The sequence below is a fragment of the Variovorax sp. M-6 genome (assembly GCF_052114385.1).
In the GTDB taxonomy this organism is placed as follows: Bacteria; Pseudomonadota; Gammaproteobacteria; order Burkholderiales; family Burkholderiaceae_C; genus Variovorax.
The window spans coordinates 18,077-31,840 of record NZ_JBFREQ010000039.1 but is presented as its reverse complement, the minus strand read 5'-3'; the positions used below and the strand labels follow the sequence as shown (position 1 = coordinate 31,840).

16 protein-coding genes are annotated in these 13,764 nt (G+C 67.6%); 14 read left to right on the top strand and 2 right to left on the bottom strand.

Features of this window, described 5'->3' with window-relative positions; all coding sequences use genetic code 11:
• The first annotated feature begins 5 nt into the window (after positions 1 to 5).
• Positions 6 to 497 carry a RidA family protein gene (locus AB4Z46_RS30375; protein ID WP_442287280.1) on the top strand — a complete coding sequence of 164 codons (492 nt, stop codon included), beginning with the start codon at positions 6 to 8 and terminating at the stop codon, positions 495 to 497.
• A 146-nt stretch (positions 498 to 643) separates the two neighbouring features.
• On the top strand, positions 644 to 1,879 hold the full coding sequence (locus tag AB4Z46_RS30370) for an MFS transporter (protein WP_442287304.1): 1,236 nt from the start codon (positions 644 to 646) through the stop codon (positions 1,877 to 1,879).
• Positions 1,880 to 1,957: 78 nt separating this feature from the next.
• On the opposite strand, the gene AB4Z46_RS30365 is transcribed toward AB4Z46_RS30370, so the two are convergent.
• Complete coding sequence (locus AB4Z46_RS30365) at positions 1,958 to 3,202, bottom strand: MFS transporter (RefSeq protein WP_442287279.1); 1,245 nt, start codon at positions 3,200 to 3,202, stop codon at positions 1,958 to 1,960.
• A 292-nt stretch (positions 3,203 to 3,494) separates the two neighbouring features.
• On the opposite strand from AB4Z46_RS30365, the gene AB4Z46_RS30360 reads away from it, so the two are divergent.
• Both AB4Z46_RS30360 and AB4Z46_RS30355 read left to right on the top strand, forming a co-directional pair.
• Entirely contained in the window at positions 3,495 to 3,890 is a 396-nt protein-coding gene (locus tag AB4Z46_RS30360) for an MAPEG family protein (protein ID WP_442287278.1), read from the top strand.
• A gap of 56 nt (positions 3,891 to 3,946) precedes the next feature.
• On the top strand, positions 3,947 to 4,759 hold the full coding sequence (locus AB4Z46_RS30355) for a class I SAM-dependent methyltransferase (protein ID WP_442287277.1): 813 nt from the start codon (positions 3,947 to 3,949) through the stop codon (positions 4,757 to 4,759).
• Positions 4,760 to 4,782: 23 nt separating this feature from the next.
• On the opposite strand, the gene AB4Z46_RS30350 is transcribed toward AB4Z46_RS30355, so the two are convergent.
• A complete protein-coding gene (locus AB4Z46_RS30350) occupies positions 4,783 to 5,031 on the bottom strand; it encodes a hypothetical protein (protein WP_442287276.1) in 249 nt (82 codons plus the stop codon).
• A 183-nt stretch (positions 5,032 to 5,214) separates the two neighbouring features.
• On the opposite strand from AB4Z46_RS30350, the gene hpaR reads away from it, so the two are divergent.
• The 10 genes from hpaR (at position 5,215) to AB4Z46_RS30300 (ending at position 13,755) form a co-directional block, all read left to right on the top strand.
• Entirely contained in the window at positions 5,215 to 5,646 is a 432-nt protein-coding gene (gene hpaR, locus AB4Z46_RS30345; RefSeq protein WP_442287275.1) for a homoprotocatechuate degradation operon regulator HpaR, read from the top strand.
• Positions 5,643 to 6,266 carry a fumarylacetoacetate hydrolase family protein gene (locus AB4Z46_RS30340; RefSeq protein WP_442287274.1) on the top strand — a complete coding sequence of 208 codons (624 nt, stop codon included), beginning with the start codon at positions 5,643 to 5,645 and terminating at the stop codon, positions 6,264 to 6,266. Before hpaR ends, AB4Z46_RS30340 begins: the two co-directional genes overlap by 4 nt.
• Positions 6,263 to 7,015, top strand: a complete 753-nt coding sequence (locus AB4Z46_RS30335; protein WP_442287273.1) for a fumarylacetoacetate hydrolase family protein — start codon at positions 6,263 to 6,265, stop codon at positions 7,013 to 7,015. The genes AB4Z46_RS30340 and AB4Z46_RS30335 overlap by 4 nt, the downstream gene beginning before the upstream one ends.
• 23 nt (positions 7,016 to 7,038) lie before the next feature.
• A complete protein-coding gene (locus AB4Z46_RS30330; protein WP_442287272.1) occupies positions 7,039 to 8,013 on the top strand; it encodes a Bug family tripartite tricarboxylate transporter substrate binding protein in 975 nt (324 codons plus the stop codon).
• 16 nt (positions 8,014 to 8,029) lie between these two features.
• Positions 8,030 to 9,487, top strand: coding sequence for a 5-carboxymethyl-2-hydroxymuconate semialdehyde dehydrogenase (gene hpaE / locus AB4Z46_RS30325; protein WP_442287271.1), 1,458 nt, complete (start codon positions 8,030 to 8,032; stop codon positions 9,485 to 9,487).
• Between the two features lie 2 nt (positions 9,488 to 9,489).
• Complete coding sequence (gene hpaD / locus AB4Z46_RS30320) at positions 9,490 to 10,413, top strand: 3,4-dihydroxyphenylacetate 2,3-dioxygenase (RefSeq protein WP_442287270.1); 924 nt, start codon at positions 9,490 to 9,492, stop codon at positions 10,411 to 10,413.
• A 30-nt stretch (positions 10,414 to 10,443) separates the two neighbouring features.
• The gene (locus AB4Z46_RS30315) at positions 10,444 to 10,851 is read left to right on the top strand and encodes a 5-carboxymethyl-2-hydroxymuconate Delta-isomerase (protein ID WP_442287269.1); all 408 of its coding nucleotides are present in this window, start codon (positions 10,444 to 10,446) and stop codon (positions 10,849 to 10,851) included.
• A gap of 3 nt (positions 10,852 to 10,854) precedes the next feature.
• Entirely contained in the window at positions 10,855 to 11,658 is an 804-nt protein-coding gene (hpaH, locus tag AB4Z46_RS30310; RefSeq protein WP_442287268.1) for a 2-oxo-hept-4-ene-1,7-dioate hydratase, read from the top strand.
• A 96-nt stretch (positions 11,659 to 11,754) separates the two neighbouring features.
• Complete coding sequence (locus AB4Z46_RS30305) at positions 11,755 to 12,564, top strand: aldolase/citrate lyase family protein (RefSeq protein ID WP_442287267.1); 810 nt, start codon at positions 11,755 to 11,757, stop codon at positions 12,562 to 12,564.
• Positions 12,565 to 12,756: 192 nt separating this feature from the next.
• Complete coding sequence (locus AB4Z46_RS30300; protein WP_442287266.1) at positions 12,757 to 13,755, top strand: Bug family tripartite tricarboxylate transporter substrate binding protein; 999 nt, start codon at positions 12,757 to 12,759, stop codon at positions 13,753 to 13,755.
• The last annotated feature ends 9 nt before the right edge of the window (positions 13,756 to 13,764 follow it).

Below are 13,764 nucleotides of genomic sequence, written 5' to 3'. Positions count from 1 at the left end.
GGCCCATGATTCTTGAATTCGTTCTCGCCGGCACGGTGTTGTCACCCCCCGCACTCGCGGCGGATCCCGCAGGTACCCATGGAGCAGCAAGCATGCTGACAAGAAAGAACTACGCGAGCCTGCCGACGCCGGCCGGGCCGTACTCGCTGGCCGTCCGCCACAACGAGACGCTCTATCTGTCTGGAATGACGGCGTTCGGCACAGGCGCTCAGGGCAAGAGTGTTTCGGAGCAGGCCCAAGCCATCCTCGAGCAGGTCAAGCGCATTGCGGAAGCTGAAGGCACCGGCATGGCGAACCTGATCAAAGTGACTGTCTTCGTGACCTCGATGGACGGAATTGCCTCGTTGCGGGATGTTCTTTCCAGAAACTACGACGGCGCCTATCCAGCCAGTTCGCTGGTGCAGGTTGCCGGACTCTTCTCCCCGGATGTGAACATCGAGATCGAGACTGTGTTCGCCACCTCGAATGGCGGCGCCGATGGAGCGCTCCGGCGCTAGTGTCCTGAGTTAGAAGTTCGCAGACAAAATCGCTCGACACCTGCAAGGATGTCGTCGGCGGTCTTGACCCTTTGGAAGGGCTTTGGCTTGGCGTTGTTGATGTCCAGATACTGCTTGATGGCCTGCTCAAGCTGGCGCGTAGAACGATGGGTTCCGCGGCGGATGTACTTTTCGGTGAGGGTGGCGAAACCCCGCGATGCGCGCCATCGAGGCTTCTGCGCGTGCAGGCCCTGGCGGGGCTCGCGCAATGGCTCGACGTCTTCCTCATCTTTTCGGTTCCCGCATTTCTGTGGAAAGCGAGCCCTTCGGAGATCGCCATCCTGGCCGCGTGCTTCGGGATCCCCGGCCTGGTTCTTGGGCCTTTCATCGGCGCACTCCTCGACCGCGCCGATCCGCGAAGGACCATGGTGCTCGGCATCCATGCGCGCTCGGTTCTTTCCGCCTTGATCGCGTTTGCACCAGGGTATGGCGCCTTCGCCGCCTTGGTCTTCTTGAAAGGGCTCGCAAACCAGTGCTACTGGCCTTCGAGTTTCATCCTGACCAATCAGCTTGTGAGCGAACACGAAAGGTTGAGGTACTTCAGCAGCCTCAGCGCTTGCGATCAGGTCTCGAAGATTGCAACACCGCTCTTGGCGGGGGCGCTGGCACTCCTCGCCGGATCACAGCTCGCATTCCTGGCGTCGGCCGCGTTGACGCTCTTCGGTTCCGTCTTTCTTCCCGGCCTCTTCTCGAAACTCGAGATCGAGCATCGTCCGCACCGGGCTCTGCGTGAGTTCGGGGACGAGTTGCTCTCCGGATTTCGTGCCATGGCCACACTCGATCGACGCTTGGTCGCCACCATTGCCTTGGCCGTCGGAATGTCGCTGACCATTGCCCTCTATGACCCTCACTTGGCGAGTTTCCTCAAGCATTCTGGCTTCGACGGTCGGGCTTTTTCGCTGGTCGTGGCGGGTACGGCTGGCGGTGCGATGACAGGTGCCCTGCTGGTCCGATTCGGCCTTGCTCGATGGACGCCTGCGCAACTCATCCGCAGCGGAATTGTTGTGTTCTCCGTGTCGATCGCTGGAATTGCCGTTGCCGCTATTTCTTCTACGAGCCTGGGAGTTTCGGTCTACGTCGCCCTTTGGGCTGTAAATGGCATGGGGTACGAGCTGTTCCTCATCGGGCAGGGAGTGAGCATGCAAAACCTTTGCCCGAGGAACCTTCTAGGTCGAGTCAGCAGTTCCACGCGCAGCCTTCAGATGCTGGCCGTCGTCACCGGTCCCAGCCTTGGCGCTTGGCTCATTACGACCCAGACGCGGGCGTGGCCATTCGTGGCAGCAGCTGGGCTGTCGATCGTGCTCCTACTCGCGTCGAACTGGGGAGACGAGACCCTGGGTTGACCAGTTCGACCAGGGCATGGGCCCGAATCTGAAGGTTGAAGCGGTCGAGCCGCACGCCAACACGACGCCCGCCCTGCCTCATCGCTCCTTGCGCCGCCCGCCCCGATCCCCATGTCGCGGAATCCAGTACCCCAGCGTTCCCGCCGCCGCCAGGGCGATCAGCCCGGTCACGGCGATGCCCGAGGCCAGCGACAGGCTGGCCGCCAGGAAAGAAAGCAGTGCCGGGCCGCAGGAGGAGCCGATGTCGGACATCAGGCGCCAGACGCCAAGGAAGTGCGCGCGCCCGTGGCGCGGCGAATGGTCGGCGCCGATGGTCATGATGATCCCCGAGCCGATGCCGTTGCCGAAGCCTATGGCCAGTGCCGCGACCAACAGCGTGAAGGTCCCGGTCGTCAGGGGCATCAGCAGCATCGCCAGCCCCATGATCAGCATCGACGGCACCGCCACCCAGACCCGGCCCTTCAGGTCCATCACCTTGCCGGCCGGGTAGAAGACCAGCATGTCGATGCCGCCGGCCAGGCCGTAGATCAGGGAAGCCACCGAGGGCGCGAGCGCAAGGTGGTCGGCCCACAGCGGGATCACGGCCTGGCGCGAGGCCCGCACCGCGCTGATCAGCACCACGCCGATGCCCAGGGTCAGGAACACATGCCGGTGGTCGCGCAGCGTCGAGACGATGGTCGGCGCGGCGGGCGCGGCATGCCCGGGCGGCAGCGGCGGCGCCTCCAGGTCGGGAATGCGTGCGCCGACGATCGCCGCCCCGATGGCACCGACGAAGCCGACCACGTAGGCCGCGGACAGGCCGAAGGCATGCACCGCAGCGGCCGCGAGAAAGGGGCCCAAGAACATGCCGATGCGCATCACGCCACCCAGCGTCGACAGCGCGCGCGCACGGTAGGCGATGGGCACCGCCTCGGTCATGTAGCTCTGGCGTGCCAGGTTGTAGACGGCCTGCGACATGCCGACCATGAAGCAGCCCGCGGCGAACACGCCCAGGTGCGACGTCCACACGCACAGCGCCATGCCGAGCGCGCTCCACACGCCCGCCGCGACGATGGCCCAGCGCTCGCCCCAGCGCATCGTGATGAACGACGCCGGGATGTTGTTGAGCAGCGAGCCGATGCCGATCAGCGCCACCATCAGCGCCGCGATCGGCACCGAAGCCCCCAGGTCGCGCGCCGTGAGCGGCACGATCGGCAGGATGGCGCCCTCGCCCAGCCCGAACAGCAGCGAAGGGCCGAAGACCGGCACGGCGATGCGCCGAAGGGAAAACGAAGACGAAGAGGACGCGGAGTTCGGGGGCGGAACGGCGGGCGGGGATGACATGCGCGGAGGGATTCGGGTGGATCGCCCCGGGCCGGCCGGCGGACAAAGGCGCGGCCATTGTCTCGCTGATGCGGGATGCCTGCAGGACGGCGGGCACGTGCCCCCGCCGCACGGTCGATGCTGCCGCGCACGCCGCAGCCGGGTCGCCAGGTGCTAGGTACAAACCCAGGCAAGACGCCGGCGTCCAGGGCGCCTATCGTTCGACCACGCCGAATCTGCCAAGGGCAAGAGGATGACCGCTCTGCTTCCTCGACCGCTGAGCCGATACGCCCAGAGCCACAAGGACCTCGACATGACCACCACCCTCACGCTCGTGATCTACATGGCCATCCTGACCTGGCTCGTCGTGCTTCTCGCGAGCCTCATTCGGGTCAAGGGCTGGACGCCGTCCGGCACCATGATGGCGCTCGGCAACCGCGACAAGCTGCCCGAGGCCACGCCCTTCGCAGGGCGCGCCGAGCGCGCCGCCCGCAACACGCTCGAGAACTTCGTGCTGTTCGCCGCGATCGCGCTGGTGGCGCATGCAGCGGGCGCGACCAGCCCGAGGATCGCCACGGGCGCGCAGATCTTCTTCTGGGCCCGCGTGCTGTACGTCCCGGTCTACTGCGCCGGCATCACCTATCTGCGCACGGCGATCTGGGTGGTCAGCATCGTGGGGCTGGGGATGATGATTTCTGGCATCTTGTAGTCGGGATCCGCCGCGCACCGTCGTGCGCTGCGCCCCGCCGCGCGAAGGGACCGCCGATGAACACCACGTCTTCGACCTTCGTCGCCGCCGACGGCGACGGCTACGAGAAACTGATGGGCCGCTGGAGCCGCCTCCTCGCGCTGCCCTTCCTGGACTTCGTCGGCACCGCGGACGGCGACCGGGTGCTCGATGTCGGCTGCGGCACGGGCCATCTGGCCTTTGCCGTGGCCCGCCGCACCGGCGCCGGCGAAGTGCGGGGCGTGGACCTCGCCGAGCCCTACATCGCGCATGCCAGGCGCCACAACCAGGACCCGCGCATCGTGTTCGAGGTGGCCGACGCCTGTGCGCTGCCCTTCCCGAACCGGAGTTTCGACCGCGTGCTCTCGCTCCTGGTTCTGCACTTCGTTCCGGACACGGGCAAGGCCATTGCCGAGATGCGGCGGGTCGCCAAGCCCGGGAGCGTGGTCGGCGCGACCGTCTGGGACGTGCGCGGCGGCTTCGTCTCCAACCGCATGTTCTTCGACACGGCCGCCGCACTCGATCCCGACGCGGGGCTGCGCCGCGCCCGCAACTTCACACGGCCGATGACGCGGCCCGGCGAACTGGCCGAGGCGTGGCGTGACGCCGGGTTCCAACGCGTGGACGAGACATCGCTCGCCATCCGAATGGAGTTCGCCTCGTTCGCGGACTATTGGGCGCCCTTCGAGGGCAAGGACGGCCCTGGCGCGGAGTACGTCGCCACCCTGGGCCAGGAGGCGCACGCACGGCTGCGCGACGCCGTCGAGGCCGCCTATCTCGACGGCGAAGCGGACGGCCCGCGCTCCTACGCGGCGCTGGCCTGGGCGGTCAAGGGCAAGGTGCCTGCGTAGGGCCGAGCCGGCAAATCAGCGACTCAGCCCGCGTTCTTCAGCGATTGCTTGGCCTTGTCGGCCGAGGCCTTCGACCTGTTCTTGTGATAGCCCGACTTCACGTTGTTGACGGTCTTGCCGACCGGGCCGCTCTTCTCGGCCTCGCTGTCCGCACGCTTCTCATCGATCTTGTGCTTGGCCGCGTCGGTGGCCTCCGAAGCGGCCTTGCTCACCTGGGCGCCAGCGGTCAGAACGGTGAGGGATGCGGCGAGCGCAAACAGGATCTTCTTCATCGTCAACTTCTCCGGGTTTGAATGGGCTCAAGGTGGCATGCCTGCGGGGGCTGCCGTGTCAGTCTTTGCCGCATCTGGCTGCGGCCCCTGACGGATGGCGCGCGTCAGGTTTTCCGCAAGGGTTTACCCGCAGCCCCGGCCACTTGACCCAATCATTTAATATATTAAATAATTCGGGCCGACATGAGCACCTCCTTCTCCCACCGCAATTTGCCGCGCCTGCTGCTGCAGGCCCGCGAGGCCGTCATGGGCCACACGCGGCCCAGCCTGCGCGAGCATTCGCTGTCCGATCAGCAATGGCGCGTGCTGCGCGTGCTCGGCGAACACGGCGCGGTCGAAACCGGTCGCGTGGCGCGCGAGGCCTTCATCCTCGGGCCCAGCCTGACCGGCGTGCTCGCGCGCATGGAGCGCGACGAACTCATCACGCGCAGCCGCGACCCCGAGGACCAGCGCCGCACCGTGGTCGAGGCCACGGCGCACGGGCGCCGGCTGGTGAAGAAGCTCTCGACCAGCATCGAAGCGCACTACGCGTGGATGGAAGAGGCCATGGGCAAGGAAAAGCTCGCCCAGATCTACACCTTGCTCGACGAACTGATCGCACTGGAACAACCATGAGCTACCTCCCCACAGGCACCGTCTACGGCGTGCTGCTGAACTTCCGCGCGGAAGTCGAGGCACTCGCGCCGCAGATGAACCAGCCGCCGTACAAGGCACCGCCCAAGGCGCCGGTGCTCTACGTCAAGACCGCCAACACCTGGAGCCCGCACGGCAGCACGATCACCGTGCCGGCGCAGGTGGCCGAGGTGGAGGTCGGCGCGACCATCGCGATGGTGATCGGCGTCGACAACGACGTCGAGGGCTTCGTGCTGATGAACGACCTCTCGATCCCGCATGCGAGCTTCTTCCGCCCGCCGGTCAAGTTCAAGTGCGTCGACGGTTTCCTGGGCATCGGCCCGGCGATGCGCGACGCGCAGGAGGTGGCCGACCCGGCGCAGTTCAAGCTCGAAGTGCGCATCAACGGCGAGCTGCGCCAGTCGGTCGATTTCTCGCAGACGGTGCGCAGCGCCGCGCAGCTGCTGGCCGAGGTCGGCGATTTCATGACGCTCGCGCATGGCGAGGTGCTGATGCTCGGCTGCGACGCCGGCCGCCCGCTGGCGCGCCCCGGCGACCGCATCGAGATCAGCGCGCCGGGCTTCGAGTCCCTGGTCAACACGCTCGCGAAGGAGCAAGCATGAAGCGCGCACGCATCCTGTTCGAAGGCGCGGTGCACGAAGCCGTCGAGGCCGATGGCCAACTGCGCCTGGCCGACGGCCGCCTGCTGCAGGCCGACGCCGTGTCGTGGCTGCCGCCGCTGGCGCCGGTGCCGCGCCCGCGCACCATCCTCGCGCTGGGCCTCAACTACGCCGACCATGCCAAGGAGCTGGAGTTCAAGGCGCCCGAGGAGCCGCTGGTGTTCGTCAAGGGCGAGAGCACGCTCACCGGCCATCGCCACCTGACCTATCGCCCGGCCGACGTGCAGTTCATGCACTACGAATGCGAGCTCGCGATCGTGGTCGGCAAGACCGCGAAGAAGGTCAGGCGCGACGATGCCTACGACTTCATCGGCGGCTACACGGTGGCCAACGACTACGCAATCCGCGACTACCTCGAGAACTGGTACCGCCCCAACCTGCGCGTGAAGAACCGCGACACCTGCACGCCGATCGGCCCCTGGCTGGTCGACGCCAGGGACGTCTCCGATCCGATGGCGCTGGCGCTGCAGACCACGGTCAACGGCAAGCTCACGCAGTCGGGCAACACGAGGGACATGATCTTCGACGCGCCCTTCCTGATCGAGTACTTCAGCAGCTTCATGACCTTGTCGCCCGGCGACCTGATCCTCACGGGCACGCCCGATGGCGTGGTCGACTGCCGCCCCGGCGACGTCGTCGTGACCGAGATCGCGCAGATCGGCGCGCTCATCAACACCATTGCCGCGGTCTGAGCGGCCAAGCAAACGGAGACAACATGAAGAAGATGATCATCGCGTCCGCCATGGCCGCACTGGCCGCATCGGTGGTGGCCTTCGATGCGCCGGCGCAGTCCTTCCCGACCAAGCCCGTGCGCTGGGTGGTCGGCTATCCGGCCGGCGGCGGCACCGACTTTCTGGCCCGCACCGCGGGCGCCCAGTTGTCGCAGCAGATCGGCCAGCCGGTGCTGGTCGACAACCGCCCCGGGGCCAGCGCCATCATCGCCTCCGAGAACGTGGCGCGCTCGCCGGGCGACGGCTACACGGTGTTCTCTGCCGACAACGGCGTGCTGGTCTACAACCCGGTGCTCTACAAGAAGCTGCCCTACGACGCCGAGAAGGACTTCGTCGCGCTCGGCATGATGGGCCGCTCGCCGCTGATCCTCACGGCCGCGCCGGGCGCGGGCTTCGCCGACGCCAAGGCGCTGATCGCGGCGCTCAAGAAGGCGCCGGGCCACTACAGCGTGGCGACGCCGGGCGCCGGCAGCCCGCACCACCTGGCGCTGGAGCTGTTCCAGCGCGAGGCCGGCGTGCAGCTGCTGCACGTGCCCTACAAGGGCGGCGCCCCGGCGCTGCAGGACCTGATGGGCGGCCAGGTGCCGCTGATGATGCTCGACCTGCCCAGCGGCATCAGCGCCGTCAAGGCCGGCAAGGTGGTGCCGCTGCTCGCCATGTCCGGCGAGCGCGTGCCGCAACTGCCCCAGGTGCCGACCGCCAAGGAGCTCGGCTTTGCCGGGGTCGAGGCCTACACCTGGCAAGGCCTGGTGGCGCCCGCCGCCACGCCGAAGGACGTTCAGCTGAAGCTCGGCACCGACCTGCTGAAGGCCATGAACGACCCTGGCGTGCGCCAGAAGCTTTTCGATGCCGGCTGGGAGACCCGCCCCACCGACGCCGCCGAAATGAACCGCTACGTGCAGTCGGAGCGCAAGAAATGGCAGGCGCTGATCGCCTCGCGCGAGATCCGGCTCGACTGAACCCGAAGGAAACCCCATGCAGATCGACCACCTCATCAACGGCAAATCCGTCGCCGGCCGCGACTACTTCCAGACCGTCAATCCCGCCACGCAGGAAGTGCTGGCCGAGGTCGCCTCGGGCGGCGAGGCCGAGGTGAATGCGGCGGTCGCCGCCGCGAAGGAAGCCTTTCCGAAATGGGCCGGCATGCCCGCGCCCGAGCGCGCCAGGCTGATCCGCAAGCTCGGCGACCTGATCGCGAAGAACGTGCCCGAGATCGCGCAGACCGAGACCAACGACTGCGGCCAGGTCATCGCGCAGACCGGCAAGCAGCTGGTGCCGCGCGCGGCCGACAACTTCTACTACTTCGCCGAGATGTGCACGCGCGTCGACGGCCACACCTACCCGACGCCCACGCACCTGAACTACACGCTGTTCCACCCGGTGGGCGTGTGCGCGCTGATCTCGCCGTGGAACGTGCCCTTCATGACCGCCACCTGGAAGGTCGCGCCCTGCCTGGCCTTCGGCAACACGGCGGTGCTCAAGATGAGCGAGCTGTCGCCGCTGACCGCCGCGCGGCTCGGCGAGCTGGCGCTCGAAGCCGGCATCCCGGCCGGCGTGCTGAACCTGGTGCACGGCTACGGCAAGGAAGCCGGCGAGCCGCTGGTGGCGCACCCGGACGTGCGCGCGATCTCGTTCACCGGATCGACCGCCACCGGCAACCGCATCGTGAAGAGCGCGGGGCTCAAGAAGTTCAGCATGGAGCTCGGCGGCAAGAGCCCGTTCGTGATCTTCGACGACGCGGACCTCGACCGCGCCCTCGATGCGGCGATCTTCATGATCTTCAGCAACAACGGCGAGCGCTGCACGGCCGGCTCGCGCATCCTGGTGCAGCAGTCGATCTATGCCGACTTCGCGGCCAGGTTCGCCGAGCGCGCCAAGCGCATCACGGTCGGCGACCCGCTCGACGAGAAGACCATCGTCGGCCCGATGATCTCGCAGGCCCACCTGGCCAAGGTGCGCAGCTACATCGAGCTGGGCCCGAAGGAAGGCGCCACGCTGCTGTGCGGCGGCCTCGGCGCGCCCGATCTGCCCGAGCGCGTTCGGCGCGGCAACTACGTGCTGCCCACCGTGTTCGCCGACGTCGACAACCGCATGAAGATCGCGCAGGACGAAATCTTCGGCCCGGTGGCCTGCCTGATCCCGTTCAAGGACGAGGCCGATGCGATCCGGCTCGCCAACGACATCGCCTACGGCCTGTCGAGCTACGTGTGGACCGAGAACATCGGCCGCGCGCACCGCGTGGCCGCGGCGGTCGAGGCCGGCATGTGCTTCGTCAACAGCCAGAACGTGCGCGACCTGCGGCAGCCCTTCGGCGGGACCAAGGCCTCGGGCACGGGGCGCGAGGGCGGCACCTGGAGCTACGAGGTCTTCTGCGAGCCGAAGAACGTGGCGGTGTCGCTCGGCTCGCATCACATCCCGCATTGGGGAGCCTGACCATGGGACAGCTCGCCCTCGCCGCCAAGATCACGCACGTGCCCTCGCTCTACCTGAGCGAGCTGGACGGCCCGCGCAAGGGCAGTCGGCAGGCTGCCATCGACGGGCTCAAGGAAATCGGTCGCCGCTGCCGCGCGCTGGGGGTCGACACCATCGTGGTGTTCGACACCCACTGGCTCGTGAACGCGAGCTACCACCTGAATTGCGCGCCGCATTTCAAGGGCGTCTACACCAGCAACGAGCTGCCGCACTTCATCAGCAACATGCCCTACGAGATGCCTGGCAATCCGGCGCTCGGCAAGCTGCTGGCGAAAACGTGCAATGAATGGGGCGTGGAGACGCTGGCGCACGATGCCACCACGCTCGGGCCCGAATACGGCACGCTGGTTCCGATGCGCTACATGAACGAGGACCTGCACTTCAAGGCGATCTGCGTCTCGGCCCTGTGCACCAGCCACTACCTGAACGACAGCGCCCGCCTGGGCTGGGCCATGCGCCGTGCGGTGGAGGATCACTACGACGGCACCGTGGCCTTCTTCGCCAGCGGATCGCTCTCGCATCGCTTCGCGCAGAACGGCCTGGCGCCGCAGTTCGCCGACCGCGTCTGGAGCCCGCTGCTGGAGCGCATGGACCACGAGGTGGTGCGGATGTGGGAACACGGCGAGTGGTCCGACTTCTGCGCGATGCTGCCGGAATATGCGGTCAAGGGCCACGGCGAAGGATTCATGCACGATACGGCCATGGTGCTCGGCGCCCTGGGCTGGTCGGCCTACGACGGCAAGGCGGAGGTGATCACGCCCTACTTCGGATCTTCCGCCACCGGCCAGATCAATGCCGTCTTCCCGGTCACGCCGCAGGATGGCCATGCGATCCCGAAGGCGCAGGCGTCGAGCGCCGAGGGATTCCAGAGCGTGACGCGCCTTTGATCCGTTGAACTCGTCCCCCCGGAGAACCGCATGCCGCACCTCGTGATCCTCTACACGCCCAACATCGAGGGAGAGACCGACATGTCGGCGCTGTGCCGCACGCTGGCCGACTGCATGCTCGCGCAGCGCGACGACGAAGGCAGGCAGGTCTACCCGACCGGCGGCACGCGCGTGCTGGCCTACCCAGCCGCCCACTACGCGGTGGCCGACGGCAAGGCCGACTACGCCTTCGTCTATCTCAACGTGCGCATGGGCTCCGGGCGTTCGGCCGCCGTGCAGAAGCGCATCGGCGATGCGCTGCTCGCGGCGACCAAGGCGCACTTCGCGCCGGTCTTCGATGCGCGCGCCATCGGCATCACGCTGCAGATCGACGAGAGCCCGGGCCAGGTCTACGACGGCAAGCACAGCAATCTGCATCCCCTCTTCAACAAGGCCTGAACCATGCTCGCCCCGAAACTCATCAAGCAGCTCGCCGCCGAACTCCACGAGAGCGAGAAGTCGCGCGTGCAGGTGGAGCATTTCTCCAAGCGCTATCCCGAGATGACCATCGAGGACGGCTACGCGATCTCGCGCGAATGGGTCAAGGCCAAGATCGCCGAGGGGCGCATCGTGAAGGGCCACAAGATCGGCCTCACCTCGCGCGCCATGCAGCAGGCCAGCCAGATCAGCGAGCCCGACTACGGCACGCTGCTCGACGACATGTTCTTCGACCAGGGCGGCGACATCCCGTTCTCGCGCTTCATCGCGCCGCGGGTCGAGGTCGAGCTGGCTTTCGTGCTCGGCAAGCGGCTCCAGGGCCCGAACGTGACGATCTTCGACGTGCTCGCGGCCACCGACTACGTGGTGCCGGCGATCGAGATCATCGATTCGCGCATCGAGCAGTTCGACCGCCACACCAAGCAGATGCGCAAGGTCTTCGACACCATCTCCGACAACGCGGCCAATGCCGGCATCGTGACCGGCGGCCGGCCGGTGAAGCCCGACGCGGTCGACCTGCGCTGGGTCAGCGCCCTGCTGTACAAGAACGGCGTGATCGAGGAGTCGGGCGTGGCCGCCGCAGTACTCAACCATCCCGCCACCGGCGTGGCCTGGCTCGCCAACAAGCTGGCACCGTGGGACGAATGCCTGGAGGCCGGCGAGATCGTGCTCGGCGGTTCGTTCACGCGGCCGACCCCGGCGCTGCCCGGCGACACTTTCCATGCGGACTACGGCCCGCTCGGCACGATCTCCTTCCGCTTCGTTTAACCATGGCCCCCACGCTTGCCACTTCGTGTGCTGCGCTGCCCCCCGAGGGGGCCGCAGTCGCCTTGGGGCGGCCCGGCGGCGACTGAAAGACCCCACATGAACACCCCTCCGAATCCCTTCAAGCAGGCGCTCGTCGAAAAGCGTGCCCAGATCGGCCTCTGGCTCGGCCTCGCCGACGCCTACAGCGCCGAGATCTGCGCCGGCGCCGGTTTCGACTGGCTGCTGATCGACGGCGAGCATTCGCCCAACGGGCTGGCCAGCGTGCTGCAGCAGGCGCAGGCGATCGCGGCCTACCCGGGCGCGAACGCCGTCGCGCGCGTGCCGCTGGGCCATGGCGACGCCGGCGCGGCACTGATCAAGCAGTACCTGGACCTCGGCGTGCAGACGCTGCTGGTGCCGATGGTCGACACGGCCGAGCAGGCCCAGGCCCTGGTGCGCGCGATGCGCTATCCGCCGCAGGGCATCCGCGGCATGGGCGGCGCCCGGGCCTCGGGCTGGGGCCGCTTCGCGAACTACCCGAAGGAAGCCAACGACCGCGTCTGCCTGCTGGTGCAGGCCGAATCGCGCGAAGCGCTGGCCAACCTGGACGCGATCGCCGCGGTCGAGGGCGTCGACGGCATCTTCATCGGCCCGGCCGACCTCTCGGCCTCGATGGGCCACGTCGGCAACTCGGGCCACGCCGAGGTGCAGGCCGCGATCGAGGACGCGATCGCGCGCATCAACCGCGCCGGCAAGGCCGCGGGCATCCTGACCCCCGACGAGACGCTGGCGAAGAAGTACCTGGAACTGGGCGCGCTGTTCGTCGCGGTCGGCCTCGACACCAACCTGCTGGTGCGCCACACGAGCGCGCTGGCGGCGCGCTTCAAGGGCGTCGCCAAGGCGCCGGCGGCGGGCGGCACCTACTGACGCCATGGACCCGGGATGCGAGGACAGAAAGGCGCCCAACGTGAGGTAAACGCGGGGGTGTGGCAGGGCGGCTTGCTGGAAAAATATGCCCTCAGCGCGCGGCCTGGCCACCAGGGCGCCGTGACCCACTCCGGCGTCGCCGACCGGCTGCGCGACGAGTCCTGAAACATCCAAATCCTGGAGACATCCGCCATGAACTTCACCCGCCGCCACCTGCTGCAGACCACCAGCGCCTCGGCGCTGCTCGCAAGCCTGGGCCAGCACGCTTTCGCGCAAGCGCAAGCCTTCCCCTTCGAGACCGCGCGCCTGATCACCGGCTTCGCGGCCGGCGGCACCTCCGACACGACCTGCCGTCGCGTCGCGACCCGGCTGCAGCCCGACTACGGCAAGGCTGTCGTGGTCGAGAACCGCACCGGCGCGGGCGGCCAGATCGCCGTGACCTACGTCAAGAGCCAGCCGGCCGACGGCGCCACGATCCTGCAGACGCCGACCTCGATCCTCACGATCTATCCGCACATCTACAAGAAGCTGCCGTACGACCCGCTGGTCGACCTGACGCCGGTCACGCTGGCCTGCGTGTTCGACTTCGGCTTCGCGGTCGGCCCGGCCGTGCCGATGTCGGTCAAGACCGTGCCCGAATTCCTGGCCTGGGCCAAGACCCATCCCGAAGGCGCCAACTTCGGCTCGCCGGCCGCCGGCTCGACGCCGCACTTCATCGGCGCGCTGCTGGGCAAGAGCGCGGGAGTCGATCTCAAGCACGCGGCCTACCGCGGCACCCAGCCGGCGATGCTCGACCTGCTGGGCGGCAACATCGCGGCCGTGTCGGGCCCGATCGGCGACATCACGCAGCACCTGCCCACGGGCAAGGTCCGCATCCTCGGCGTGTCCGGCGCCAAGCGCAGCCGCTTCGCGCCCGATGTGCCGACCTTCGAGGAACAGGGCATCAAGAACATGACGCACAGCGAGTGGTTCGCCTTCCTGCTGCCGGTCAAGGCCTCGCCGGAAGTGGTGGCGCGCGCCAACAGCGCCTTCAAGGCCGCGCTGGCGCAGAAGGACGTGATCGACGGCCTGGCCGGTTTCGGCCTGGAGGCGATGTCGTCGTCGCCGGCCGAACTGACCGAGCTGCTCAAGAAAGACACCGCCAAGTGGGCGCCGATCGTGAAACAGGTCGGCTTCACCGCGGAAGGCTAGCCATGAAAA